The organism is Halodesulfovibrio sp. (genome assembly GCF_015482765.1).
Lineage (GTDB): Bacteria > Desulfobacterota > Desulfovibrionia > Desulfovibrionales > Desulfovibrionaceae > Halodesulfovibrio.
Window position 1 is genome coordinate 63,848 of record NZ_JADMLB010000012.1, and the last position, 25,446, is coordinate 89,293.

The 25,446-nt window shown below is 43.1% G+C and carries 23 protein-coding genes, 2 tRNA genes and 1 riboswitch; of the genes, 21 read left to right on the forward strand and 4 right to left on the reverse strand.

The window, feature by feature from the left end; all coding sequences use genetic code 11:
• Position 1 precedes the first annotated feature (1 nt).
• Positions 2–2,491, forward strand: coding sequence for a ferrous iron transport protein B (gene feoB, locus QZY95_RS01800; RefSeq protein WP_290918581.1), 2,490 nt, complete (start codon positions 2–4; stop codon positions 2,489–2,491).
• Between the two features lie 121 nt (positions 2,492–2,612).
• Here feoB and QZY95_RS01805 read toward each other — a convergent pair whose 3' ends face one another.
• From QZY95_RS01805 to QZY95_RS01820, 4 genes are all read right to left on the reverse strand, one after another.
• On the reverse strand, positions 2,613–3,179 hold the full coding sequence (locus QZY95_RS01805; protein WP_290918586.1) for a hypothetical protein: 567 nt from the start codon (positions 3,177–3,179) through the stop codon (positions 2,613–2,615).
• A gap of 130 nt (positions 3,180–3,309) precedes the next feature.
• Positions 3,310–3,386, reverse strand: a tRNA-Met gene (locus QZY95_RS01810).
• Between the two features lie 42 nt (positions 3,387–3,428).
• Positions 3,429–3,505 (reverse strand) — tRNA-Met (locus QZY95_RS01815).
• A gap of 104 nt (positions 3,506–3,609) precedes the next feature.
• On the reverse strand, positions 3,610–4,419 hold the full coding sequence (locus tag QZY95_RS01820; RefSeq protein WP_290918589.1) for an undecaprenyl-diphosphate phosphatase: 810 nt from the start codon (positions 4,417–4,419) through the stop codon (positions 3,610–3,612).
• A 157-nt stretch (positions 4,420–4,576) separates the two neighbouring features.
• Between QZY95_RS01820 and QZY95_RS01825 the strand changes: the two genes are divergently transcribed.
• From QZY95_RS01825 to tssB, 20 genes are all read left to right on the forward strand, one after another.
• Positions 4,577–4,762 (forward strand): hypothetical protein, encoded by a 186-nt coding sequence (locus QZY95_RS01825; RefSeq protein WP_290918592.1) that lies wholly within the window; start codon positions 4,577–4,579, stop codon positions 4,760–4,762.
• Positions 4,763–4,789: 27 nt separating this feature from the next.
• Positions 4,790–5,953, forward strand: coding sequence for an LPS export ABC transporter permease LptF (gene lptF, locus QZY95_RS01830; protein WP_290918595.1), 1,164 nt, complete (start codon positions 4,790–4,792; stop codon positions 5,951–5,953).
• Position 5,954: 1 nt separating this feature from the next.
• The gene (locus tag QZY95_RS01835) at positions 5,955–7,070 is read left to right on the forward strand and encodes an LptF/LptG family permease (protein ID WP_290918598.1); all 1,116 of its coding nucleotides are present in this window, start codon (positions 5,955–5,957) and stop codon (positions 7,068–7,070) included.
• 60 nt (positions 7,071–7,130) lie between these two features.
• Positions 7,131–7,955 (forward strand): hypothetical protein, encoded by an 825-nt coding sequence (locus tag QZY95_RS01840; RefSeq protein WP_290918600.1) that lies wholly within the window; start codon positions 7,131–7,133, stop codon positions 7,953–7,955.
• 27 nt (positions 7,956–7,982) lie between these two features.
• On the forward strand, positions 7,983–10,022 hold the full coding sequence (gene fusA / locus QZY95_RS01845) for an elongation factor G (RefSeq protein WP_290918603.1): 2,040 nt from the start codon (positions 7,983–7,985) through the stop codon (positions 10,020–10,022).
• A gap of 23 nt (positions 10,023–10,045) precedes the next feature.
• The gene (locus QZY95_RS01850) at positions 10,046–10,567 is read left to right on the forward strand and encodes a DUF2062 domain-containing protein (RefSeq protein WP_290918606.1); all 522 of its coding nucleotides are present in this window, start codon (positions 10,046–10,048) and stop codon (positions 10,565–10,567) included.
• Positions 10,542–11,342, forward strand: coding sequence for a trehalose-phosphatase (gene otsB / locus QZY95_RS01855; protein ID WP_290918609.1), 801 nt, complete (start codon positions 10,542–10,544; stop codon positions 11,340–11,342). Before QZY95_RS01850 ends, otsB begins: the two co-directional genes overlap by 26 nt.
• A 126-nt stretch (positions 11,343–11,468) precedes the next feature.
• Positions 11,469–12,899, forward strand: a complete 1,431-nt coding sequence (locus QZY95_RS01860) for a trehalose-6-phosphate synthase (RefSeq protein WP_290918612.1) — start codon at positions 11,469–11,471, stop codon at positions 12,897–12,899.
• 27 nt (positions 12,900–12,926) lie between these two features.
• Positions 12,927–13,745 (forward strand): 16S rRNA (adenine(1518)-N(6)/adenine(1519)-N(6))-dimethyltransferase RsmA, encoded by an 819-nt coding sequence (gene rsmA / locus QZY95_RS01865; RefSeq protein ID WP_290918615.1) that lies wholly within the window; start codon positions 12,927–12,929, stop codon positions 13,743–13,745.
• 173 nt (positions 13,746–13,918) lie between these two features.
• Positions 13,919–14,191, forward strand: coding sequence for an HU family DNA-binding protein (locus QZY95_RS01870; protein WP_160711562.1), 273 nt, complete (start codon positions 13,919–13,921; stop codon positions 14,189–14,191).
• Between the two features lie 15 nt (positions 14,192–14,206).
• The gene (locus QZY95_RS01875) at positions 14,207–14,389 is read left to right on the forward strand and encodes a hypothetical protein (protein ID WP_290918620.1); all 183 of its coding nucleotides are present in this window, start codon (positions 14,207–14,209) and stop codon (positions 14,387–14,389) included.
• Between the two features lie 160 nt (positions 14,390–14,549).
• Positions 14,550–14,753, forward strand: a complete 204-nt coding sequence (gene rpsU, locus QZY95_RS01880) for a 30S ribosomal protein S21 (RefSeq protein WP_020001651.1) — start codon at positions 14,550–14,552, stop codon at positions 14,751–14,753.
• Positions 14,754–14,863: 110 nt separating this feature from the next.
• The gene (locus QZY95_RS01885) at positions 14,864–15,307 is read left to right on the forward strand and encodes a GatB/YqeY domain-containing protein (RefSeq protein WP_290918627.1); all 444 of its coding nucleotides are present in this window, start codon (positions 14,864–14,866) and stop codon (positions 15,305–15,307) included.
• Positions 15,308–15,312: 5 nt separating this feature from the next.
• A complete protein-coding gene (locus QZY95_RS01890; protein ID WP_290918630.1) occupies positions 15,313–17,613 on the forward strand; it encodes an endonuclease MutS2 in 2,301 nt (766 codons plus the stop codon).
• A gap of 35 nt (positions 17,614–17,648) precedes the next feature.
• Positions 17,649–19,436, forward strand: a complete 1,788-nt coding sequence (gene dnaG / locus QZY95_RS01895; protein ID WP_290918635.1) for a DNA primase — start codon at positions 17,649–17,651, stop codon at positions 19,434–19,436.
• The gene (gene rpoD, locus QZY95_RS01900; RefSeq protein ID WP_290918639.1) at positions 19,423–21,195 is read left to right on the forward strand and encodes an RNA polymerase sigma factor RpoD; all 1,773 of its coding nucleotides are present in this window, start codon (positions 19,423–19,425) and stop codon (positions 21,193–21,195) included. The genes dnaG and rpoD overlap by 14 nt, the downstream gene beginning before the upstream one ends.
• Before the next feature lie 50 nt (positions 21,196–21,245).
• Positions 21,246–21,911, forward strand: coding sequence for a thermonuclease family protein (locus QZY95_RS01905; protein ID WP_290918642.1), 666 nt, complete (start codon positions 21,246–21,248; stop codon positions 21,909–21,911).
• A gap of 61 nt (positions 21,912–21,972) precedes the next feature.
• Positions 21,973–23,052 (forward strand): GGDEF domain-containing protein, encoded by a 1,080-nt coding sequence (locus QZY95_RS01910; RefSeq protein ID WP_290918646.1) that lies wholly within the window; start codon positions 21,973–21,975, stop codon positions 23,050–23,052.
• Positions 23,053–23,122: 70 nt separating this feature from the next.
• Positions 23,123–23,264: riboswitch (FMN riboswitch) on the forward strand.
• 103 nt (positions 23,265–23,367) lie between these two features.
• Positions 23,368–24,012, forward strand: a complete 645-nt coding sequence (gene ribB, locus QZY95_RS01915) for a 3,4-dihydroxy-2-butanone-4-phosphate synthase (RefSeq protein WP_290918648.1) — start codon at positions 23,368–23,370, stop codon at positions 24,010–24,012.
• Positions 24,013–24,874: 862 nt separating this feature from the next.
• On the forward strand, positions 24,875–25,432 hold the full coding sequence (gene tssB, locus QZY95_RS01920) for a type VI secretion system contractile sheath small subunit (RefSeq protein ID WP_290918651.1): 558 nt from the start codon (positions 24,875–24,877) through the stop codon (positions 25,430–25,432).
• The last annotated feature ends 14 nt before the right edge of the window (positions 25,433–25,446 follow it).

Genomic DNA, 25,446 nt, shown 5'->3' on the forward strand with positions numbered 1-25,446 from the left:
AGTGGATAATAAATTGATCATTGCTTTGGCAGGACAACCAAACTGCGGAAAATCGACAGTTTTTAATATGTTGACTGGTGCTAGGCAGCATGTAGCTAACTATCCGGGTGTAACAGTAGAGAAAAAAGTTGGTGCTTTTAGTATAGGTCTTCAACGATTTGATCTTGTGGATTTACCGGGAACCTATAGTTTAACCTCTTACTCTCTAGAAGAGCGTGTGGCTCGTGACGTTATACTTCATGATGATCCGGAAGTGCTTATTGATGTAGTTGATGCCTCTAATATTCAGCGACATTTGTATTTAACAGTTCAGTTACTTGAAATGGAACGTCCGATGGTTGTTTCCTTGAACATGATGGATGTAGCTGAGCGCAGAAATATTGTGGTTAAAAAAGACGTGTTGCAACAGGCGTTAGGTGTTCCTGTTGTGAGTACTGTTGGCAAGAAGTCGATTGGCCGGGAAGAATTGCTCTTAGCATTAGAAAACACAATGTCCGGTACGGCTGTCTCAAATTTTAAAGTCGATTATGGAATACTTGAGCCGTATGTTGCGAGAGTCATGGAGCGACTACATTTTATTCCAAATCCAAAGTATCCTCTTCGTTGGTTAGCAGTTAAGTTGCTTGAAGATGATTCAGAGGCAATAACGCTTCTAAAGGATAGTTTAAAAGAGCTTACTTCGATTTACTCAGAAATAATGCTTTTTGTAGAAGCGAATCGTAATGACTTTGTTCAGAAGCATGAACTCGACATTGAGCGTGTTATTGCAAAACAGAGGCATCAAGCATGTTCTGCTATTACGGAAAAATGCGTTTCACTGACTGAAAAAGTTAAGGAGAATTTTTCAGATTCGTTGGATCGATATGTATGTCACAAATTTTTTGGACCGCTTATTCTTTTTGCTATTCTTTTTTGTTTGTACCAAGTCTCAATTGTATTGGGAAACGATTTGGCACAAAGAATTTGGCCTATGTGGGCGGGGCTAGGGGACTTTTTAATGCAAGTGTTTCCTCAGCCAGAGTTTCTGGTTGACCCTATGCTGCGTTCTCTAGGGAGTTGGGTGATTCAAAGTGTGACGGCGATTCTGAATTATCTTCCTATCTTTTTTCTTTTATTCAGCTTGATCGCAATACTTGAGGATAGTGGATATATGCCGCGAATGGCGTTTCTGTTGGATCGTCTTTTTCGCACATTCGGCATGCATGGACAATCAACGCTTCCGTTGATTTTAGGTGGTGTATACGTCGGCGGCTGTGCCATTCCTGGCGTAATGGCTACGAAAGCAATTCCAGATGAACGGGCGCGTTTAACTACCTTAATGGTTGTGCCTATGATGAACTGCCTTGCTAAGGTGCCTCTTTATCTTATTTTGATAAGTGCCTACTTTAGTAATCATGCAGGGATTGCAATGTTTTTTATTGCTACAGTGACGCTCTTCATGGCGCTACCAGTGGCTAAAATATTATCACTTACTGTGCTGAGTAAATATGAAAGTGCTCCATTTATTATGGAGATGCCTGCCTATCATTTGCCGACAGTTTCAGGTGTGTTGCGGCGGGCTGTAGAACGTATGTGGCTCTTTGTGAAAAAGATTGTCACTGTCGTTATCGCTGTAGCTGTTATTGTGTTTATGCTTATCAATTTCCCAAATCTTTCTAAAGAGGTACGGGAAGACTTCGCTCAGAAAGAACAAAAAGCAATTGAAAAATTGTTAAATGTTACTTCAGAAACGTCATTCCATAGTGCTATTAATGAAAAGAATATTATGGAGTTAATGCTGTTTGTGGATGCGTTTAAAAAGGCAAAACGTGGTGTAAAGAACTCTGAAAAGCTTCAAAGAATCGACGCTAGTTTCGCTGAGCAAAATTTACAGTTTTATACCATAGCTATTCGTGACGGAGTTGAGGCAAAACGTGTTTTGAAAGCCTTACGCAAAGCAGAGCGTGAACGCCGTAAGCTTAGAAGAAAACTACGTGCTGCGCAGTTTGAAAATAGTTTTCTTGGTATGATGGGGCATGCATTAGAGCCTGTTACACAATACGCTGGATTCAACTGGCGCATTAATATTGCACTTCTTTCAGCTTTTGCGGCAAAAGAAAATAGCGCTGCGACACTAGGGGCTATTTATGGAATTGATGGGAGTAGCAAGTCAGTTCAGGACAGTATGGTTGAAGGTGAGACAGGATTTACACCGTTACACGCATTAGCTCTTATGTTGTTTATGGCATTGTATCCGCCATGTATTCCAACTTTGATAATGGTTCGTATGCAAACTGCATCAACTAAGTTAATGTGTTTTTCTATTGCGTATCAGGCCTTGCTGGGATTAGGCGTTGCAACATTTGTATTTACTGGCGGTACGTTACTTAATTTATCTGGTTTGCAAATGATGTGGCTGTTCTACGGATTGTGTGTGGTGGCTACTATTTTAGTAGGGCTTCTTCCAAAGTCTGTAGAATTTGAAAAAATGGCTGTTGAGGGTCGTGTATAACGAAGTTTTGTACGTGTAAGTTGCCTTGATGGAGCTTTGGCGCGTATATTTGTGACGAACTAGTTTGTAAGATTAAAAAGGATAACAGCACTGCTGTTATCCTTTTTTATTTTTTGAGGGACTAGTTATTTTTTCGAATGGAGTAACGAGAAGTGGACTCAGGTGCTGGGGGAAAACCTGCGGGATTGCCTGAAGTAAACGCAACTATTCTGAGAATACTAGTAGGGCTAATACGCCTATCCAGCATCTCAATAAGAAAGAATGAACGTGGTGATAACTTGTTTTCTGCAATGTATTTGCAATAACTGTTGAATTCTTTAGTCGTATCATCGGTGTCTACACTGTAGCTATTTTTACGCCAGACTTTTCCCCAGAGTGAAAGCTCTTCACCTTCAAGTGGAACAAAATAGGTGTTTGAGACAGGAGCAGATATTCGCTGGATAAACAACGTTGTCTCTGTGTCTGAATACACTTTGGAATTTACAGTAGCACGTGCAAAGGTTCCGCTAACTTCTGAGTGCAGAGGAACGGATACCGAAGTGTCCCCAATGTATTTGAAGTTGAGCGGAAGTGTAATCGCATATGCTCCGCGCCCAATTTTTTGTGTTTCTGGTTCATGCTTTTGGGGAGCTGAAAAGAGAGATGCAAAGGGTAGTGAATTCAGGAAGCGTTTAAATCCGTTAGACATAAGAACCTCACTTTTCTGTTTTGTGCGTGTATTTGGTAAGGTTGTCAAATCTTCTATCAAAGCGGAATAAGCTTCAATGAAAACAAAAAAAGGATCATAGATTTATTCTATGATCCTTTTGCTATCTTGATGGTAGCGAGGGAGGGAATTGAACCCCCGACACTGCGGATATGAGCCGCATGCTCTAACCAACTGAGCTACCTCGCCATCAATTATGTTGTCGTTTTACAAAGTATCTATTCAAAAAAGTGGTAGCGAGGGAGGGAATTGAACCCCCGACACTGCGGATATGAGCCGCATGCTCTAACCAACTGAGCTACCTCGCCATCTCTTGTGAATCGCACTTCGTTGCGACGGGAGAGTGTTTAAGGAAATCTCAAACACATTGCAAGCATTTTTTGAAAAAAAGTTATTTTAGAGGCAAAAAAGACTAAGTCCAGAAAAGGTATACCAGCGGGGCGATAATTAATCGGTACCATGCAAATGGTCTGAACGTCATTTTACCCACCAAAGCAATAAAAGTTTTTACAGCAAGCAAAGCTGAAAGAAACGAGACTACGAATCCTACAGCAAAAAAAGGTATGTCGGCAGTGGTGAATAGATGATAATTTTTGAGAACATCATAACCTGTTGCTGCAAACATAATAGGCACAGCTGCTAAAAAAGAATATTCAGCAGCAAGAGTTCTTCGTGCACCAAGAAGCATACCGCCCATGATTGTTGCTGCAGAGCGTGAAAAACCGGGCCATAAAGCAAGACATTGGAAGCAGCCGATGCCGAATGCAAGCTTGGGTGTCATATCATCTAAGTTGTGGAATGTTGCTTTTTCTTTTGCATGGGCTGGTGCGAACTGTTCAACGCAGAGAATAAAGACAGCTCCGATTGCAAGTGCAAATGAGACTGTGATCGGGTTGAAAAGATACGTTTTGATGTAGCCGCTTAGTAATAACCCTAGAATACTGGCTGGGAGTGATGTGAGAAAAAGCATCCAGAGTCCGCGAATTCCTGAAAATGGGATTTCTGGTGTATTTTTTAATAAGCCGATGAATCTGTTAAAATAGAGCATCACAACAGCTAGGATTGCCCCTAGTTGGATAAATACTTCGAACACTGCCGCCTTGGGGCCGGTGTAATCGAGAAGGTGACCGGCAATAATGAGGTGGCCGGATGATGATACTGGAAGGAATTCTGTTAAGCCTTCGATAATGCCGAGAATTACAGCGGAAGAAAGTTCTGTCATAGATATGTCGTATGTGTGTTAAAGTTTATGGCAACAACCGCGGAAAAATACAGGATACTTGTGCTGGTTGCAAGGTCTTGGTTAGTGAGTTAGATTACCGCGTTTTTCCGTGTTAAAGGATCAGGTTGAGAATACCACCAGAATTACGGAGCTAGATATGACAACAATTATGCCACAAAGTGAATTAGTTAAAAAAGCTGTTGCGTATATTCAGGAACGCCGGAGAGAAGAGTCGCAGGATATGCGCAAACTCATAGATCAGGCGGGAATGCGGTTCAACTTGAGTCCTAAGGAAGCAGAAATGCTTAGAGATTTTTTTAAACAATCAGAAAGTGACCACTAGGGGGCTGTTCTGTTTAACGTTAGCTTAGTGCATAGGCAGATTTTTAAAGAACATGTTTCTATCTTCTGTCTGGCAATGTTTTCTTTAGTTTTTCTGATCGTAATCGGTAAGGTTTTGCAGCTGAGAGAGCTTTTTTTGGGGCTCGATATAAGCATTCTCGATATGCTTAAGCTGTTCGGGTACCTGATCCCGGCCGTTCTGCTTATGATTATTCCTATAGCGACAATGCTGTCTGTATTTCTAACTTTTCTTCGTATGAGTTCTGATAGAGAGTTAGTTGCCCTTAAGGCCAGCGGTGTTAGTTTGTACCAGCTGCTTCCAGCACCTGTTGTTTTCGGCTCGCTGTGTACATTGCTCACTCTTTGGGTTTCAATGTTCGGCATTGCCTGGGGGATGGATAATTTTCGTTCCTCTATTTTGGAATTAGCACAAACACGAGCGAAGGTTGTTTTACAACCGGGAATTTTTAATAAATCGATCCCTAATTTGATGATCTATTCTCGTAGCTCAAGCCTTGCAACGGGTGAGCTTGAACACGTACTTGTTCAAGATACTAGCCGTGATACAGGTGGTGTTACCATTGTTGCGCCGACAGGTAATATTGTCTCTGACACGGAACAAGGTGAGATTCGCTTTGTGCTTTACGATGGTAAAATTTATCGTCAAAACGGCGGCGAAATAAGCGTACTTGGATTTAACCAGTATGTTGTTCGCCTTGCACTTTCTCAGTTGGTAAAAGGTGTGCATTTAGGAAAACTTCGTCCTTCCGGCATGTCTTATGCGCAACTTCAGGCTATTAAAAAAGATCCTTCACTTGCCGAGAGTGAATCATTTATTCATAAAACTGCCGTAGAAATTCCAAAGCGCTGGGCAATGCCTTTTGCGTGTCTCGTGCTTGGACTTTTTGCAATGCCGCTTGCGTGTGCCTTTGAAGGCATGCGTCAGCAGATGGGCGTTGTGATGGCTCTTGGTAACTTCCTTGTTTACTACAGCCTTCTTTCTGTAGGCATGAAGAGTGGTGAAAGCGGCAGTGGTATTTCACCAGATATCAGCCTTTGGCTACCAAATGTTCTCTTTGCCGGTTTGGCTATTGCAGGACTGTATTTTACTGCAAAAGAGCGAACCATCAATCTTACAGCAATGATTACACATGTGTTGTTTAATCGCCGTAAGAAGAAAGGAGGGCGGTAGGATGTCATTGTTATCTCGCTATATGCTTAAGCAGAATCTTTTTTTGATGCTGCTTATTCTTGGAATTGGTACTGCAATTTATGTCTTAACCGACTTGTTTGAAAAACTTGATGACTTCCTTGAGGTTGGGCTCGGTTTTTCAACTATTGCTATGTATTTTATTTGCAAACTGCCGTTGATTATTTCGCAAATTCTTCCTGCTGTATTCTTACTTTCGTGCACAGTTCAGCTGTGTGTAATGTCTCGAAACAAGGAACTCGTTGCTTTGCAAGCCGGCGGTGTTTCCTTTATGTCTCTTGCCCGTTTTATCATCTACATAGGTTTGTTCTGGGCTGTTCTTCAGCTGGGGTTCTCGCAGTATCTTGGCGTAATGGGCGATGTTGAATCTCGCCGTATCTGGAATGAAGAAGTCAAAGGCGAGACGTCTAAGAATGCAACGGTCCGAGACATCTGGTTTATTGAAAATCAGTATGTAGTGAATCTGGGCGTTGCCCATTTGAACGCCGAAAAGGCGTTGAATGTGACTATCATGCGTTTGTTAGAAAATGGTGACACTATTCAAGAGGTGATTAAGGCTCAGCGAGCAGAAGTGCAGCCTGATGGCTGGAAACTGTATGGTGTTTCCAGCACAAAGCCGGGAAGTTACCTTACGTCTACAGAACCAGAGATGACGCTCCCGCTCCAGCAGAAGCTTAAAGTATTTAAAACCGTTGCGACGGATACGAATCTGAACAGACTTGCCTTGTGGGAACTCGGCGCTGCAATCGATCGATTGAAATCTTCAGGCTCTAACGTTGAAGCCCTTAGAACTGCATACCATCAGAAGATCGCGTATGCTGCGGCTGTGCTGATAATGGGGTTAGTTGCGCTTATGCTGTTAACATGGCGAGACAGCCTTTATATCAATATTTCTATTGGTCTTATCCTTACCTTTGCTTTCTATGCACTCTTTACATGGTTTGGTGCACTTGGCGAACGTGGGTATATAAATCCTGTGTTCGGCGCGTGGTTTTCGAACATATTATTTGCGATAATTACTCTTGGTCGCGTTCTTTGGTACACTCGCTCCCGTGTAAGGAAAACGTCAGCGATGACGCTTTCCGGCAGCACTTCGTAATTTTTATCGATACGGTAATAATATTTGTCATACACTTGAATATAGGTGTATGGAGTTTATATGTTTGAAAATAGCTTTTTTCCTGAATGGTTAGATGCTTTTGTTGTGGATGATGAGCAGTTTGGTACAGCGTATGACACCGTACCTGATAACCGTCGCGCATGGCTTAAAACTACAATCGCTCGTCTCCATGTGCTGTACGGTACTCCTCAGGTTATGTGGGGAAGACAAGAGAACCATTGGCGGCAGGGGCATGTTTCTATTGCTGAAACACGCCCTGTGGATTGGACAACGATTGTTGTTGATTCAGAGTATGCCTCTGGTGTTCGGCTGCTTGCCGCGGCAATGATGCCGCTATTGAGCGGTGTTGAAAATATCCTTGTAGTTTTTACCGGCGACACTCCTATTGCTCCTGAAGCTCTTGCGGCTCTTGAGTTGGCAGGCGTAGAACTGGCTGTTCATGTTGATGTTGAAAAGGCGTCTGCGGTGTTGAGTGAGTTGGCAGAGACTCAAGGAGCCGGACGTGTTCTTGCCCTTGGAACTACAGCCCGTGAAGTTACCAATTCTATTGACTCAGGTGTGTGTGGTCTTTCTAGCTGGCTGGAGCCAGTTTTTTCCAGCATTGGCATTATTGAAGGTACCGCATTAGATAGAGACCTGCTATCTTGGGCACATCCTGATATGAATATTGTTGATGTGACTGAAGATGAGCTTTTTTCACTCTCTGCTGTAGCAGCAGTCTGTTGTGAAGCGGATGTTGTCGATAACGTTCCTGATACCGTCCCAGTGTCCTTAGGCGCAGGGCAAGAAGGCTGTTGGATCTGGCCTGAATTGCAGCCGCAGTGGTTTATGCATCGTCGTTTTTCTCTTCTTTTCGAAGTATAAAATCTCACTTGAGTGAAGGTGAATTCAATGAGCAAGGGCGCAACTTCGTATCTGAACTGCTTGAGAAATATTGGTATTATTGCACACATTGATGCAGGTAAAACAACTCTTACTGAACGAATCTTATTTTATACTGATAAAATTTATCGCATGGGTGAGGTGCACGAAGGCACTGCAACCATGGATTTTATGCCCGAAGAGCAGGAGCGAGGGATTACTATCGCGTCTGCCTGTACTTCGTGTGAGTGGAAGGACGGTGTAATCAATATTATTGATACACCGGGGCATGTCGATTTTACGATTGAAGTAGAGCGCTCTCTTCGTGTCCTTGATGGCGCAGTGGGCGTCTTTTGTGCGGTCGGTGGTGTTGAGCCGCAGTCTGAGACCGTCTGGAGACAGTCCGAAAAGTTTAGTGTTCCTAAGATTGCGCTGATAAATAAAATGGACAGGCTGGGTGCTGATTTTGTTTCCGTACTCGATTCAATGAGGGAACGGCTGAACGCATCACCTTTGTTGCTTGTTGCACCATTAGGTGAAGGCGACGAATTTTCCGGCCTTGCAGATGTACTTACGCTAGAACGGTTGGATTTTGATCAGGCGTCGGAAGGGCGAGAGTATACTCGTACTCCTTTGGTTGACGAGGAACTTGCGTTTGCTGAGGAATGGCGTGAAAAGGTTTTCGAAACCGTTGCAGATTTCGATGACGATATTATGGAATTGTATCTTGCAGGGGAAGATATTCCGCTTGCTCAATTGAAAGAATCCATACGTAAAGCGACATTGAATTTGACTGTTACACCGGTTTTTTGTGGGTCTGCATTAAAGAATGCCGGTGTTCAGTGTGTACTTGACGGTGTCTTTGACTATCTTCCTAATCCGTTGAATGTTCCTGCCCCAAAAGCGTTACGTCATGATACAGGCGTAACCGAAGAGCTTGTTGTTTCTCCTGTCAGCCCTTTGGGGGCTCTTGCATTTAAAGTTTACATGGATGATGGGCGTAAGATGGTTCTTGCCCGTGTTTATTCCGGCACATTACGTACCGGTGATGCTGTTTTTAACAGTACACAGGGAAAAAAAGAGAAACCAGCCCGCATTTATCGTTTGCATGCCAGCCATAGAGAGCAGGTTGACGAAGCCAGAGCTGGAGAGATTGTAGCGTTGGCTGGGATGAAATTTGCAAAAACAGGCGACTCATTAGCAACAGAGGATTCTCCATATTTGCTTGAAAATATTACAGGATATCGTCCTGTTATCTCTCGTGCTCTGGAGCCCGCAAATTCTGAAGAAGCAGACAAATTAGATGAAGTTCTACAAAAACTTTTGCTTGAAGATCCGACGTTGCAATATGAGCAGAGCCCAGAAACCGGTCAACGTGTTATCTCCGGTATGGGGGAATTGCATCTAGAGGTTATCGTAGATCGTTTGCGTCGTGAGTATCATGTTAATCCGCGTGTTGGGAACCCGCAGGTTGTATATCAAGAGACAATCAGTGGAACAGGCTCTGCTTTTGAAGAGTTTGATCGGGAGCTTGGTGAAAAGCGTCATTACGGTTTTGCCAGTCTTGAAGTTTCCCCTCGTGAACGTGATGCCGGTAACGTTGTCCGTTTTGCATTCGACACTACAGACTGGCCGGACGCATGGGTGGATGCTGTAGAGCAAGGTGTTAAAGACGGGTTGCAGTGCGGTGTGATTAAGGGGTACCCTGTGCAGGACGTTGAGGTTGCTGTTACAGAGATTAAGCGTAATGAATGTTCATCTGAACCGGGATACAGGATGGCTGCCGGTATGGCGCTTAAAGCAGCTTTGCAAAGTGCGTCTCCGGAATTGCTTGAACCTATTATGGATGTAGAAATTTCTGTTCCTGATGAAAATGTCGGGGATGCTATTAGCTTGCTTGGCGCAAAGGGTGCAAAAGTAGAAAATCTGTTTGATCGTGCTGGGCTGAAGATGGTGCAAGCTTTGGCGCCTATGTGCAGTCTTTTCGGGTTTTCGACTGATTTGCGTTCCGCAACACAGGGGCGCGCTGGGCTGGTAATTCAATTTTTACGATTTGATACACTGTCGTAAGAATTAGAAACGAGGAGATTTTGGTGCGGTTTTGGGAATCATTTAAACGAGCGATTCGATACAATTATCTTCGCGTAATGCGTCTGAAAGTTTCAACGCACTCTATTGCGTTGGGCGTGGCTGTAGGCGTGTTTACCGGTTGTTTGCCTGTTCTTCCTTTTCAGACCGTTGTCGCGGTTGCTTTGGCTTTTGTTTGCAGATGCAGCAAAGTGGCAGCAGCGGCAGGAACATGGGTTTCAAACCCATTGAACTGGATTCCTTTTTATACGGCTTGTTTTTTTATCGGTAACGGGCTTATCCCTATAGATGTAACATTCGACCCTCATCATATGGAGTTGAAAGAGTTACTCGATCAGGGTGGCGGGATTGTTATCGTTATGATGACTGGAGGGCTTGTTATGGCTATCCCGTCTTCAATCTTGTCATATTTTATCACTTTTAAAGCTGTTACTCGCTTTCGTCAGCGTCGCATGATACGACTTATCAATCAGTATAAGAGTAAGCATGGAGAGAAAAGCCGTGAGGGCAAAACTCTGGACAGCTAGAGAACAGGCGGATTTTGGGCAAAAGCTTTCTGCCTGTCGCAGGGCTGTGCTTTTTCTTGATTATGACGGTACGTTGGCTCCAATTGTTCCGGATAGAGATAACGCCCGTCCATACCCAGGTGTGCGTGATGCTCTTGAGCGTCTACTTGAAATTAAACGTTGTCGACTCGTTCTTGTTAGTGGGCGCAGGGTGACGGAAATTCAGCCGTTACTTCAAAGCCGTCTCCCTTTTGAAGCGTGGGGATCGCATGGTGGAGAACATCTGCGTGTAACGGGACAGCTTGAAATGGCATCTATTCCTGAAACTGCGCACGAGGGACTGCGTATTGCTGTCGAAAGAGCCTTACATTTGTTAAATGAACAAGCGATTGAGCGTAAGCCGAATAGCGTAGCAGCTCATGTTAGTGGGGTTAACGCAGAGCTTGCCCCGCAGTACTTGATAGAGCTTGAGGAGCTTTGGGAGCCGATTGCTGAGGAATTTGACTTAGAGCTTCTTGATTTTCATCAAGGTTTGGAAATGCGTGTTCCGGGTATCACCAAGTCAGAAGCTGTTTCCAGTGTTCTTTCTGAAGAGCCACAGGATGCGGTTGTAGCCTATTTGGGTGATGATATAACGGATGAGGATGCTTTTTCAACGTTACGTGATTTTGGTGAAACTATTTTAATAGGCAGCGAAGAGCGGCCAACCTCTGCCAAATGGCTCCTCAAAAAAGAGCCTGAAGGGCGACATATTATTAATTTTTTGCACTCGGCTGCATCTGCTCTTAATCGATAATTTTTGTTTTTTATTTAGCCCCGCTTTATGCGGGGCTTTTCTTTTGCTCATTTCCAACAACTCTCATTGTTTCGTTTTGATAAGCTGGGTATTCTGCTATGCTGACGGATAGTAAAGGAGCCCCGTATGCCGCATTCATTAGAAGCCGATCAAGGTATCATTGTTGTTTCAAATAGACTTCCTGTCTCGTTGGAGTGTGCAGGAGGAATGTGTCATTCATCACCGGTTTCCGGTGGTTTGGTGACTGCTCTTTCTCCCGTTTTAACAGCAAATAGAGGTATCTGGATTGGTTGGGCGGGAACTCCGGATGTTGAAGGCGTTGATACCGCCTTGAGGCTGTTTTCTGAGGAAACCGGATACAGGCTTTTGCAGGTTGGCCTGACGACAGAGCAAATTCAGGATTTTTATTTTGGTTTCACAAATCAGATTATATGGCCTTTATTCCACTCAGCGCAATTCGAGTGCAATTTCAATCCAGACTATTGGCGGACTTACCTTGATGTGAATGCGTTGTTCGCATTTAAAACAATAGAGAGTGGGGAACCGGATGATTATGTATGGGTGCATGATTACCATTTGATGCATGTGGCAAAGTATATGCGTGAAGCAGGGGATTGCCGTAAGACTGGATTTTTTTTGCATATTCCTTTCCCGTCTGTAGATAGCTTCAGGCGCTTGCCATGGCGTACAGAGTTGCTTCAGGCTCTTCTTCAGTACGATCAAATTGGTTTTCAGACACTGCATGACAGGCGAAACTTTATTCAGGCGTTGTCTGTACTTGTTCCGCATGTTCGAATCTCAGGGCGTGGGCAAGTTCTTCATGCCTTTGTAGACGGAAGAGTAGTTAAAATTGGTGCGTTTCCTATTAGTATTGATTACAAAAAGTTTAATCAGACAGCTCGAACTTCTTGCGTTCGTAAGTCCGCACAACAGGTACTTAAGGCTCTTCCGAACCGAACAGTAATGTTAGGTGTTGACCGATTAGATTATACAAAAGGAATTCCATTACGTCTTAATGCTATGCATAGGTTGCTGACAGAATATCCTGAGTTGCAAGGTAAAGTGAGTTTGCTTCAAGTTGTTGTGCCGAGCAGAGCATCAATTCCTATGTATGCTCGTTTAAAGAAAGAGATCGAACGTCTGGTTGGGCAAATCAATGGCGAGTTCTCTATTCCGGGGTATGTACCTGTTCATTATCAGTATAGGAATTTAACGTTTGATGAATTACTTGCCTACTATCGTGCAAGTAGTATTGCCTTAGTAACACCGCTTCGTGACGGTATGAACCTTGTTGCAAAAGAGTATTGTGCGGCAAATGTTGACCGGAGTGGTGTACTTATTTTGAGTGAATTTGCCGGCGCTGCTGCACAGCTGCGAAATGGGGCTATACTGGTCAATCCTTTTGATGTAGAAGGTGTTGCTGCTGCTTTGCATCAAGCATATTTGATGGATAAAAAGGAGCGGCTGAGACGCATGGATAGGATGCGGGAATCAATCCGCAAAAATGACATTTTTAAATGGGTAGACAGCTTTTTTGCCTCGGCTTTTGCAAAATAGCAGTATTACCTGTCTGGATATACACTCATGGCATTGGATATTAAGCAAGGACCTCGCGCAAAAAAGAGTTTGGGACAAAACTTTTTACAGGATAAAAACACGGCAAATCGTATTGTTGATGCATTGCGTATTGAGCCGGAAGATCATGTGATCGAAATCGGTCCCGGACCGGGTGCTTTGACTCACCTTATTCACGAACGTAAGCCTGCATGGTTCACTATTCTTGAAAAAGATGACCATTGGGCGCATGAGCATAAGCGCCAGCCGCCAGCGGGTGATCCTGAACTGCAGGTTGTGCTTACTGATGCATTACTTTTTCCGTGGGAAAATTTGACTCCTGAAAAGCCTTGGAAGGTTATCGGGAATCTGCCGTATAACGTTGCTTCTCCACTTATGTGGGATATTTTAAGCAAGTCTACCGGCGTACAGCGTGCTGTATTTATGATCCAGAAAGAGGTGGGGGATAGAATTACAGCTGCTCCTTCTTCTAAACAGTATGGTGCACTTTCAGTATGGTTACAAAGTTTTTGTAAACCGAAACGAGAGTTTATTGTTCCTCCCGGAGTCTTTATTCCTCGCCCAAAAGTTGATTCTGCGGTGCTTAGCTTTGTGCCGATCCCTGCCGAAGAACGTGATTTTGACCCTGAAGCGCTTTCATGGTTACTGAAGGTAACTTTCCAGCAGCGTCGCAAACAGTTACAAAAGATTCTAAAAGGCTGTGTAGCATCAGGGGCAGGGGAGGCTCTGGAAAAAGCTGGCGTGCAAGGAACTGCAAGGCCTGAGACGCTTACAACGCGTCAATTCCAGATACTCGCAGATGCGCTGAAAAGTTGTCCAAAGAAGTAGAAAACCGCTATTTACAAGGCCTGAGAGCGTATAAACCGTTGCATATGCTTGATGCATCTGGTATCGACTTACAAGTTTGGGCTTATATCTCAAATAACAGTAATAATTTTTGAAGCTAGAGTGTGTGCGCTTTGGCGAAATTTATTGCAACCCCCAGAGAGGAGGACGTGGCCGTGACCAAGGCGGAACTCGTAGAACGCATTGCTGAGAAAGCAAATCTTACTAAAGCAAACGCAGAACGCTCCCTGAATGCATTTCTTGAATCTGTACAGGATGTTCTTGTGGCTGAAGGCAAACTGACTTTGACAGGTTTTGGCACATTCGTTGTTGAAGAGCGTAAAGAACGCTTGGGACGCAACCCGCAAAGCGGTGATCCAATTATCATTCCAGAAACTAAAGTAGTTAAATTCCGCCCGGGAAAACTGCTTAAAGAAGCTGTTAAGTAGTACAGGAGGCCCCTTATGCTGCACGGTGAAACTCTGCATAGCGCATTGCCTCAGGATATTCCTTGGTGGATGCCTGACCACTTCATATTCTTCGGAGCACTCTATGCTGTTCTGTTTGTAATTCTTGGTGGGTTGGGGTACGTAATTTTCAAGTCCGTTCTTCATGCTAAGCATGACAGTCAGGGACACAGTCATTAGTTTTTGTTTGTTAAAAAAGGCCTACTGTTCGCAGTAGGCTTTTTTTTATATGAAAGATGTAAAAAATAACTTGCAAAAAGCTAAATCAGACCGTAGATTGCTCTCTTGTCTTAAGCGTGTTTGCGCTTAGGGTATTAAGTAATGAAGGTGGTGATATTTCATGCCAGGCGTATATCTCGATGATGGTGATTACAACTTCGACATCGCGCTTCGACGCTTTAAAAAGCAGGTTGAAAAGGCAGGCATTCTTTCAGAAATGAAAAAACGTCAGCATTTCGAAAAACCTAGCGTAATGCGTAAGAAGAAGAAAGCAGCTGCCCGTAAACGTCTTCTTAAGAAGATGAGAAAGATGAACCAGTACTAATCTGTACTGTGTTTACCGCTACGGCGGGTGCATCTATAGATGCTTCTTGGCGGGGATTCGGTTTCGGATCCCCGCATTATTCTATGCAAAATTTACATAAGAGTGACAGCATGAGCCTTATTCAGCAGATCGATAAAGATTACATTACTGCCTATAAAGCCAAGGAGCAGGTTGCACTTGGTGTACTGCGTCATTTAAAAACTGCTGCGAAAAACATGCAGATCGACCTCAAGCGTGAACTTACTGATGAAGAAATGCTTGATGTTGTAATGAAGCAGGCAAAACAGCGTCAGGACTCTATCGAACAGTTCCGCGCTGCAAACCGTGAAGACCTTGTGGCTGTTGAAGCTGCAGAACTCGAGGTTCTCGAGACGTATTTGCCAAGTCAGCTTTCTGACGAAGAACTTGAAGAGCTCGTTACTAAAACTGTAGCTGATACTGGTGCAGCCGGTATGAGAGACATGGGTAAAGTAATGAATGCTATTATGGCAGAATACAAGGGTCGTGTAGACGGTAAAAAACTGAGCGCATCAGTTCGCGCAAAGCTCGCATAAATTTTATGGAGCAGCGTACCATACACAATTTGGAGTTCCGTAAGGTGCTTGAGCGCCTTGCGGACTTTGCTGTTTCGGAGGCAGGCACGAACGCGTGTTTGTCTATTTCTCCTGTGTCCAGCCATGAAGAAGCGCAAGAGCAGGCTCAATTGTTTAGGCAAGGACAAGAGTGGAGCCGGACAGTTTCCGTGACTCTTTCGTCTTTTCCTGATCTTGCAGGCATGTTCAGCTTTATTGATAGCCCGACAGCAGTTCTTGATCTTGATGATCTTTGGGCACTGCGTCAGGTCTTGGTACAAGCTCGAGATTTGCGTGCGTCTATTCGCGTGAGCACAGATGATTCACCGTGGCCGTTATTGTTGGCTATGGTAGATAAATTTCCTTGGCCGGAGCAATGTGCTTCCGGTCTTTCCCGCTGTGTTGGTGATGATGGTCTGATTCGTGATAACAGCTCTCCTGACCTGCTGCTGATTCGTCAGGAGATTCGTCGAATCCATCAGACATGCACCAGAAAAGTGAAAGACTTTGTCAATTCACACGGCATTCTTCAGTATCTTCAGGATGAATATATCACCCTCGCGAGTGATCGTTATGTGCTTCCTCTTAAAAGTAATTTTAAGGGAAGAGTGCAGGGGATTATTCACGATTACTCACAGACTGGTGAGACCTGCTACTTTGAGCCGATGTTTCTTGTCGATTTGAACAATGAACTTGCTGAATTAAAAAAGCAGGAACGTGAAGAAGAACATAAAGTTCTTGAATTTCTTACCGGTCTTGTTCGCGCTAACTTTGGAGCTTTGCACGGTGTGTACAGCTTGATGGTTAACGTTGATGTGTTGCTTGCAAAGTGTACTTTGGCGTCAAAGTTTAACGGTGTTGCACTGGACTTCAACCAGAAAGGAAATTTGCATCTGGTTGATGCGCTACATCCTTTGCTTGCTTTGTCTGATGGTGGTGCTTTGCCAGTAACGCTTGAATTGTTACCAGAACAGTTTGCTCTTCTTATTAGCGGTGGTAACGCAGGTGGTAAGACTGTTTGTCTTAAAACAATTGGACTTATTGCTTTAATGGCGATGAGTGGCTTGCCTGTTCCTGTTAAAGAAGGCAGCTCAATTCCTTTCTGGAAAAATATTTTTGCTTTCATCGGTGATGAGCAGAGTCTTGAAGAAAACGTATCTACCTTTACTGCTCAGATCACGAATTTGAGTGCCATCTGGGATACAGCGGACGACAGTACGCTTGTTATTCTTGATGAGTTTGGTGCAGGTACAGACCCAGCACAGGGCGCAGCTCTTGCTCAGGCCGTTATTGATGAATTGCTTGATCGTGGCGCATATGTTTGTGCAGCGACGCATTTCCCTGCATTAAAGGCTTATGCACTTTCAAACGATAGGGTACGTGCAGCTTCTGTTTTATTCGATCCAAGTACAAAGAAGCCGTTGTATCGTCTCGCATATGATCAGGTAGGTGCTTCACAGGCTCTTGATGTTGCCCGTGAGCATGGAATGCCTGACTATGTGTTGCGTCGTGCTGAACAGTACTTACTTATGGATGGTGAAGATACTTCCGCGTTGATCGACAGGCTGAACACATTAGCTGTTGAGCGTGAGCGAGAAGTAACGAAACTTGACTCAGAGCGTCAGCGTTTTGAAGAGCGCCGTAAGAAGTTGAATACACGTTATGAACGTGAACGAGATAAGCTTTTTGGAGACATCCAGAAGGAAGCTCAAAACGTACTTAACGATTTGAAGACTCAGAAAGTTACACATAAGCAGGCGTTAAAAGAGTTAGCAAAAACTCGTCAAAAACTTGTTGAAGCGAATAAAGCTGAACAGCCGAAGGTTGAAGCATTAGCTCCGCAAGAAATTACTCCCGGTCAGACATTAAAATATAATCCTTGGAAAAAATCAGGGGTTGTTGAAGAAATTGATGATAAACGTGGAAAGGTTAAGATTAATCTTTCCGGCGTTGCTATGTGGGTAAATTTACACGATGTTTCTTTTGCTGATGAAACAAATAAAACTGTTCAAGCTCCCCGCACTACAGTAAAAGCAGAACGTAAAGCATCTTTTAGGGTTGACTTACGTGGAAAGCGTGCTGATGTAGCTATAAGTGAACTTGACTCTTTTATTGATAAAGCCCTGCTGAGCAATATCGAAGAGCTGGAAGTTGTGCACGGAAAGGGAACCGGTGCGTTGCGTCGCGAGATTCATACGTATCTTAAAAATGCCCCTGCTGTTGCCACATTCCGTCTCGCTCCTGCCGATCTCGGTGGTGATGGTATGACCATTGTAGAATTGCGATAATGTCTTCAGGGTATCGTAACGATTCTGGATCAGTCATGACAAATAGCGGATTTTCTGCTGTAAAAGAAATCAAAGCCCGTTTAAATATCGCTGATGTTGCGCGACGTTACATGGAGTTGCGCCATGCTGGTGGTAGGTGGATGGGACTGTGCCCTTTTCACCAGGAAAAAACACCATCATTTTCTATTAATGAAGAAGAGGGTTTTTACTACTGTTTTGGATGTCAGGCTGCCGGCGATGTAATAGACTTTTTCTGTAAAATTAACGGGCTGGAGTTTCGGGAAGGGCTGCAACAACTAGCAGAAGAAACCGGAGTTCCGCTTACTGAATATAAGGCTGATCCGCGTGCCCAAGAAGAACGGGATTTTCGGAAGCTCTGTTATACGATGTATGACATTGCAAAAGATCATTTTCGTAACAATCTTTCTAAGCATGATGCGCGGGAATGCCGAAACTATATTAAAGGGCGTAAATTAACGCCTGAGATTGTAGAGCGTTTTGAACTGGGCTGGGCTCCTGATTCGTGGCAATCTCTTTCCGATGCATTAGTTTCGAGAGGGATGAAACAGAAGCAGGCAGCTGAGGCTGGTCTTTTGTCACGCAATGAACGCGGACGAATGTATGATCGTTTTCGTGGACGTCTTATTTTTCCGATCAAGAACCTTTCAGGACAAGTTATCGCTTTTGGCGGTAGAATCATTGGAAAAAATGATCAAGCGAAGTATATCAACAGTAGCGATTCTGCAATCTACAAAAAAGGTGAGCATCTTTACGGGCTTTTTCAGGCTCGTAGAGCGATTTCAGCAGCTAAAAGTGCCTTTTTAACAGAAGGGTACATGGATGTACTTACACTGCATCAGTTCGGTTTCGAAAATGCTTGTGGTGTTCTTGGAACAGCTCTAACTCCGGATCAGGTTAAACGCCTCGGTGGTTTTTGCTCATCAGTAGATCTTATTTTTGACGGTGATGAAGCCGGACGAAAGGCTGCTTTAAAAAGTTGTGAGATGATCTTAACCAAAGGTATGAAGTGCCGTGTGGTACTTCTTCCTGACGGAGAAGATATTGACAGCTTTTTACATGAGCGCGGTGAACAGGCGTTTCACGACTTGTTGGCCCAATCTCCGGACGGGTTGTCCTATTGTACCTCGACGGTAAGCATGTATGCCCCGCGGGATGTTATGGATTGGACAACACGTTTTTTGAGCAGCATGGAACAGCCTGAACTCTGTTCGTTTTATGTGTCTCGTATAGCATCAGGGCTTGGTCTTGATGAAGTGGAGCTGCGCCAGATTGTAGCGCCAAAGAAAAGCAAACAGGCTCAATCTCGTTCTTCGTTTCAGCAACGGGGAGCACGGGAGAAGTCTGGTGGCTGGAAAAAACAGCAGCAAACGATGCAAGGCTCTGCGCCGCGTCCTATGCTGGCTGCTTCACTGGAAGAGCGGGTGTTGCAGTTTGTTGTACGGTATCCGCATCACGTGCTTACATTAGAACAGTATGGTGGTGTCGAACTGTTACAGTCCACATGGGCTGAATCGCTCTGGAATAAAATTTCTGCTTACGGCAATGATGCCGCTGAGTACCTTGAAGGTAAAGAAAAAGTATTTTGGATTAAGCACCGTACTGTCGATACGGTTGCAATGCAAAAAGAACAGGAAGAATTGAACGACGTCTGTATGTTCCTGGAAAGAACTCGCCGCCAACAGCAAGGGCAATCCCTAGTCGCCGCAATGCGGCATATTACAGAGGGGGGCGAACAGGATGCAGAAATGGATTTTCTTCTGGCCTTAAAAGAATCCTTGGGGAGGTCCAATGGGGAATATTAAGGACATCCAGCAAATCAAGTCCTTGATTGCGAAGGGCAAGGTCAACGGGTTCCTGACCTTTGATGAGGTCAACAAAGCGTTACCGGCTGAAGTGAATACTCCCGAGCAGGTTGAAGAGATCATCGGGATTTTTGACCAGTTGAATATCGCTATTGTTGATACCAGCAAAGGCAAGGATGAAGTTCCCGTTGCCGATGCTGACAACGACGATGACCTGCCTTCTGAAGACGTTATAGAGTTTAACGAGGAAGAAGAAACTACAGACTATGCATCACGCAGCACAGATCCTGTGCGTATGTACCTGCGCGAAATGGGCGCAGTGCCGTTGCTTGACCGTGACGGTGAAGTAGTTATCGCTAAGAAAATTGAAATTGGCGAGCAGGATGTATTATATGCACTCGTTGAAGTGCCTGTGGCTGTTGAAGAGCTTGTAAGTGTTGGCGAAGATCTTAGAGAAAACCGCGTAAAGCTGAAAGACGTTGTTAAGACCATTGAAGAAGATGATCCTAGCGAAGACGAGCTTAACCAGCGTGAGCGAGTAATTAAGCTTCTTGATGAGATTCGTAACATCTACAAAAAGAAAAGAAAGATTTACGACAAGCTTGATGACTGCTGTACACTTGATCGCAGAGTATATGGTCTGCAAAAAGAGATCATTCAGTACAAAGAAGACGTGGTTGTGCGTCTTCGTGACATTAAGCTTGAAAAGACTCTTATTGACCGTGTTATTGAGACTGTCGAAGATTACGTGCGTCAGATGCATAACTGCCAGCGTGACCTTTCTGCGTACATTCTCTCAACCGGTAAAACTCAGTCTGAAATTCAGGTACTGTTTAAACAGCTTGATGATCGTGAAGTGAACCCGCTGGTTGCAGCGGAAGAGCTTGGTTTGACCGTTGATGAATTATTCTCATTTAAAGAGATGATTCTTGGTAAAATTGAGATTCTGCATCGCTTGCAGGAAAAATGTTGTCACAACGTTACAGATCTTGAAGAGGTTTTGTGGCGTATTAAGTATGGCAACACAGCTGCAATGCGCGCTAAGCAGGAACTTATTCGTTCAAACTTGCGTCTTGTTGTAAGTATCGCGAAGAAATACACAAACCGTGGGTTACAGTTCCTTGATCTCATTCAGGAAGGTAACATCGGTCTGATGAAGGCTGTTGATAAGTTCGAATACCAGCGTGGTTACAAGTTCTCCACGTATGCAACATGGTGGATTCGTCAGGCGATTACTCGTGCGATTGCGGATCAGGCTCGTACTATCCGTATCCCTGTGCATATGATCGAGACAATTAACAAGTTGATTAGAACTTCTCGTTACCTCGTTCAGGAACTTGGACGTGATCCAACACCTGAAGAGATTGCTGAACGTATGGACTATCCGATCGATAAGGTGAAGAAAGTCCTTAAAATTGCAAAAGAACCTATTTCTCTTGAAACTCCAATTGGTGATGAAGAAGATTCCAGCCTCGGAGATTTCATTGAAGATAAGAAGGCAGTTGCTCCTGCTGAAGAAGTGGTTAACACTAAACTTGGTGAGCAGATTGCCGGTGTTCTTGCAGACCTTACTCCACGTGAGGAACAAGTACTTCGTAAGCGTTTTGGTATTGGTGAAAAATCTGACCATACTCTCGAAGAGGTTGGTAAACTGTTTAACGTTACTCGTGAACGTATTCGACAGATCGAAGCTAAGGCGCTTCGTAAATTACGCCATCCGGTTCGAAGTCAGACGCTTAAGTCTTACTACGAAAACTAGAAAAAAGGCGGCTTCAACTGAAGCCGCCTTTTTTTATTATGGAGAGTTGTGTGCTTAAAAGACAACTTGCTATATTTTCTTTTTTTCTGCTGTTGTTTTGTATTACTATTCCGGCTTATGCCGATACAATATACTCCGTCGTATCTGTTCTTGATGGCGATACTATTATTCTTGATGATGGTAGTAGAGTACGTATTGCATATGTTGATACTCCAGAGCTTGAACATAAAAAAAGAAAGCAACAGTACTTTTCAATAAAAGCTAAAAATTTTATAACAAAAGAAGTTCTTGGAAAGAAAGTTGAACTACAAAGAATTGTAGATGTAGATAGGTATAGTAGAAGAGTTGCAATCGTAACTTCGCAATATGGGCATGACTTAGGAACATATCTTGTTCAAAATGGTATGGCCTTTGTGTATCCACATGGGAGAAAGCAACGTTCTTATGTAAAAAAGTTGATTACGGTACAGCAAAAAGCAATCGATAATAAAGTTGGAATGTGGAATAACGCTATTACTTATTTAAATAAAATAGGAACTGTTGTTGGAAACAGGAGAAGTAAGCGTTTTTTTACTTTGAATTGTAAGTTTGCAAATCAAATTTCAAAGAAGAATAAGATTTATTTTAAGTCTCCAGTTGATGCATTTTATAATGGATATGCTCCAGCACGAGTTTGTAAGCTGTGGCCAAATGAAGCTGAAATTTCAGTGGAATAAAATGCTCAGATAACGCTACGTATTAGTATAAAATGCCGAACTGTACTTGAAGGGGGCTGTTTTGCATCCTGAAAACCCTACAGATAAAATTTGTCGTTTTGAGATTGGTCATAAGTATTGTGATCTTTTTGAACGCTTAGGCGTTCCCCATGATGATCGTTGGCGATCTTTGCTTTCATGTCTACGTAGTACTCAAAAGTACTCGTACTACTCTCAAGAGCAAAAAAAAGAAGTTGCCGATCTGCTGATAAAAACTCTTGAGCTCGCTGACTTTTCTGAAGAGAGGTATAGTTCTGTCCTTAGAGAGTATCAGGCGATTTTAGCGAGTTCGTATGCAAAGCGTTTAGAAGAAGCGTTGCAAGAATCCGCTGATCTTGCTGATGACTTTAGACGTAGTGTTTATAAGCATAAAGGCGCGATGGAAGGGCTTGAAGAAAAGAGTGTTGCAGCTGTCCGGAGCGGGGCAGACCCAGAAGAAATTGTTTTACAGCTAAAATCGACATTTCAGGAAGTAATCTCTGTAATGCGCGAGGACGCAGAACGACTTGATCATATATGCAAAACGGATGGTCTTACCGGCTTATTTAACCGCCGTGCATTTGATGAGAGCCTCAATGATGGAATTGAAGCTTGGCGCACTGAGAGCAAAGGTCTTTGTCTTCTTTTGTTAGACATTGATAATCTGAAAGAGTTTAATGATCGTTTTGGTCACCGTATCGGCGATCAGGCGTTGCAAACTTTTTCGCAAATAATGCAGGAAGTGGCTCATCGTCGCCATGATGATGAGGATATTTGTTGCTGTCGCTTTGGCGGTGACGAGTTTGCGATTTTACTTTTTGGTGATGCTTCTCGCGATGTTGTGGAGATTGCGCAGTCTATCCGTACTCGTCTTGAGACGTATGACTTTGTTATTCGCGATAATCAAGGTCGAATAATACGTCGAAATGTACAAATGACCGTTTCGTGTGGATTTTCTTATGCCCATGATTTTCCACTGGAAAACATTGGCGCTTTAATGCTTGATGCTGCTGACTCGGCTTTGTATGAAGCGAAAGATCTTGGCCGAAATCGAGTGGTTGAGTACTCAAAAAAAGATGACGGCTGTGAGTTTACGGTGATTTGTGGTGGAGAGGTAGCGTAAAATATTATGAAAATGGTTCCGGTTATGTTGACACAACGGCTGGAACCAGATAGCCCTTTTCTTAACGCGAATTTATTCTCAGGGCAGGGTGTAATTCCCTACCGGCGGTGATCCTCTTTAGGAGAGCCCGCGAGCGCTTCGTTGTACGAAGGTCAGCAGATCTGGTGTAATTCCAGAGCCGACGGTTAGAGTCCGGATGAAAGAGAGTAAATGCAGCCTGCATTCCTTTTTGGCAGCGTTAATGCTGCTCTATTCTTTTGCACTGCTTTTTACTTGCCCTGATTCTTGCGATTCTTAAACATTTTGGAGAATTCAATGAATCAGTCATTACTTGATCAGTTTGGAACATCAGAAGAACGTGTAGAAAGAGCTCTTGCTGCCTTGCAGCAAGGTTTCGGTGTGATTGTTACTGATGATGAAGATCGTGAAAACGAAGGCGATATGATCTTTTCATCAGAGCACCTTACTCCGGAGCAAATGGCTTTACTCATTCGTGAATGTAGCGGCATTGTTTGTCTTTGCATGACTGATGAGAAAATTAAAGAGCTTGAGTTACCAATGATGGTTGATGAAAACCATAGCCAGTATCAGACAGCGTTTACAGTTTCTATTGAGGCTGCAGAAGGTGTTACTACTGGGGTATCCGCAGCTGATCGTGTACGAACCGTAAAAGCAGCTTCATGTGGAAGTGCTAGTTCTTCTGATATCAACAGCCCGGGGCATGTATTCCCACTTTGCGCACGTGAAGGTGGTGTTCTTGAACGCCGTGGACATACAGAAGCTACCGTTGATTTAATGCGCCTTGCTGGTCTTGGTACTTGTGGTGTGTTATGCGAAGTAACTAATCCTGATGGCACAATGGCTCGTCTGCCTGAGCTCGTTAAGATTTCAAAGAAATATGAAATGCCAATGTTAACCATTGAAGACTTAGTTGCTTACCGCGAAGGAAAAGAACTATAGGGTGCAGCGCTAATCCCTAATACACAACGTTAAAGACCGGACTATGTCCGGTCTTTTTTTTTGCTTTTTAAGAAGAGTTTGGATCATTGTATATTTAAACGTGTTTGAAAAACTACATATCAACTAGTTAATATGTAGTGGCGTTTTTTTCTTTTGTCATAAAATTGACTATTCTATTTTGTACGTAAAAACAGTTTTTCAAAAACATAAGTTGGCAATTTTTTGCTTATGAAGCAAAAAATTGCCAACTTTTTTTATATGCAAAAAAAATGAGTCTGTTTAGTTAAATAAAATATTTGAAGCAAAAATATTTTATTTAAAAAATACAATTATTTCAATATATAAAGTGGGCGTGTCTGAGGGGTATTCTTGAAATATTTTATTGGTAAATATGTCAAAAATGCAACGTTTTATATTGAACTTACGAGAAAGATTGATTTTTTTATCGAATTTTCTATTGAAGTTTGATTCGTTTAAATGTAGACGGCAATTGTTGCTTCGTTATAGGGGTTTCAATATCGAAGGGGACGTTTTTTGATCGCTTAAATTTGAAAATATGTTTTTTTAAAAAGTAAAAGATATTTTTCTGATTTTTTAGAGCTACGCAAATTCTTTTCATTTGATCTTGTAAATTTTCATACATCGTACGCAACAGTTTTTTTATTCATAAAATATATTTTTTATACCACAAAATTTTGTACAAAGAGAATTTTATGATCTTTTTGATACAAAAAATAAAATTTGCGACTGCAAAAAGGTATTAAAAATTATTTTATAGTGCTCATCTTCAGTAACAAAAAAATGTGCAACGTACTTACAATGATAACATTGTGCACAAAAAAATGCCTACGGAGAATTTACTATGGCTAAAGAGGGAAGTGTAGCTCCTAAGGAGCGAATAAATATTAAATACGTTCCTGCTACAGGTGATCAGCAGGAAGAAGTTGAATTACCATTAAAATTGGTGGTGATGGGGGATTTTAAAGGCCATCCTGAAGATACTCCAATTGAAGAAAGACAAACCGTATCAGTCGATAAAAACACTTTTACTTCTGTTATGGCTGAAAGTGAACTTTCATTGAGTACTTCTGTACCAAATAAGTTGGTTGAAGAAGAGGGTGTTGATTTACCGGTTAACCTATCTTTTAAATCACTAAGTGATTTTGCCCCAGATGCTATCGCAAGCCAGGTTCCAGAATTGAAGCAGCTGATTGAGCTCAGAGAAGCTCTCGTTGCTCTGAAAGGGCCTCTTGGTAACATTCCAGCATTTAGAACAAGAATGCAGGAATTACTTTCATCTCAGGAGTCTCGTGACAAGCTTTTAGCTGAGTTGGAACTGGTAGGCGGAAATAGCAGCGATGATGCTTCTAAAGATGAAGCTGCTAAAGAAGAAAAAAAAGCACCTAAAAAAGATAAGTAGTCAGTACTGCTCAC

Coding starts and splice junctions, on each gene's coding strand:
- QZY95_RS01805 (WP_290918586.1), bottom strand. CDS start 3,179: ATGTCTAACGGATTTAAACGCTTCCTGAATTCACTACCCTTTGCATCT.
- QZY95_RS01820 (WP_290918589.1), bottom strand. CDS start 4,419: ATGACAGAACTTTCTTCCGCTGTAATTCTCGGCATTATCGAAGGCTTA.
- QZY95_RS01825 (WP_290918592.1), top strand. CDS start 4,577: ATGACAACAATTATGCCACAAAGTGAATTAGTTAAAAAAGCTGTTGCG.
- QZY95_RS01835 (WP_290918598.1), top strand. CDS start 5,955: ATGTCATTGTTATCTCGCTATATGCTTAAGCAGAATCTTTTTTTGATG.
- QZY95_RS01840 (WP_290918600.1), top strand. CDS start 7,131: ATGTTTGAAAATAGCTTTTTTCCTGAATGGTTAGATGCTTTTGTTGTG.
- fusA (WP_290918603.1), top strand. CDS start 7,983: ATGAGCAAGGGCGCAACTTCGTATCTGAACTGCTTGAGAAATATTGGT.
- QZY95_RS01860 (WP_290918612.1), top strand. CDS start 11,469: ATGCCGCATTCATTAGAAGCCGATCAAGGTATCATTGTTGTTTCAAAT.
- rsmA (WP_290918615.1), top strand. CDS start 12,927: ATGGCATTGGATATTAAGCAAGGACCTCGCGCAAAAAAGAGTTTGGGA.
- QZY95_RS01875 (WP_290918620.1), top strand. CDS start 14,207: ATGCTGCACGGTGAAACTCTGCATAGCGCATTGCCTCAGGATATTCCT.
- rpsU (WP_020001651.1), top strand. CDS start 14,550: ATGCCAGGCGTATATCTCGATGATGGTGATTACAACTTCGACATCGCG.
- QZY95_RS01885 (WP_290918627.1), top strand. CDS start 14,864: ATGAGCCTTATTCAGCAGATCGATAAAGATTACATTACTGCCTATAAA.
- QZY95_RS01890 (WP_290918630.1), top strand. CDS start 15,313: ATGGAGCAGCGTACCATACACAATTTGGAGTTCCGTAAGGTGCTTGAG.
- dnaG (WP_290918635.1), top strand. CDS start 17,649: ATGACAAATAGCGGATTTTCTGCTGTAAAAGAAATCAAAGCCCGTTTA.
- rpoD (WP_290918639.1), top strand. CDS start 19,423: ATGGGGAATATTAAGGACATCCAGCAAATCAAGTCCTTGATTGCGAAG.
- ribB (WP_290918648.1), top strand. CDS start 23,368: ATGAATCAGTCATTACTTGATCAGTTTGGAACATCAGAAGAACGTGTA.
- tssB (WP_290918651.1), top strand. CDS start 24,875: ATGGCTAAAGAGGGAAGTGTAGCTCCTAAGGAGCGAATAAATATTAAA.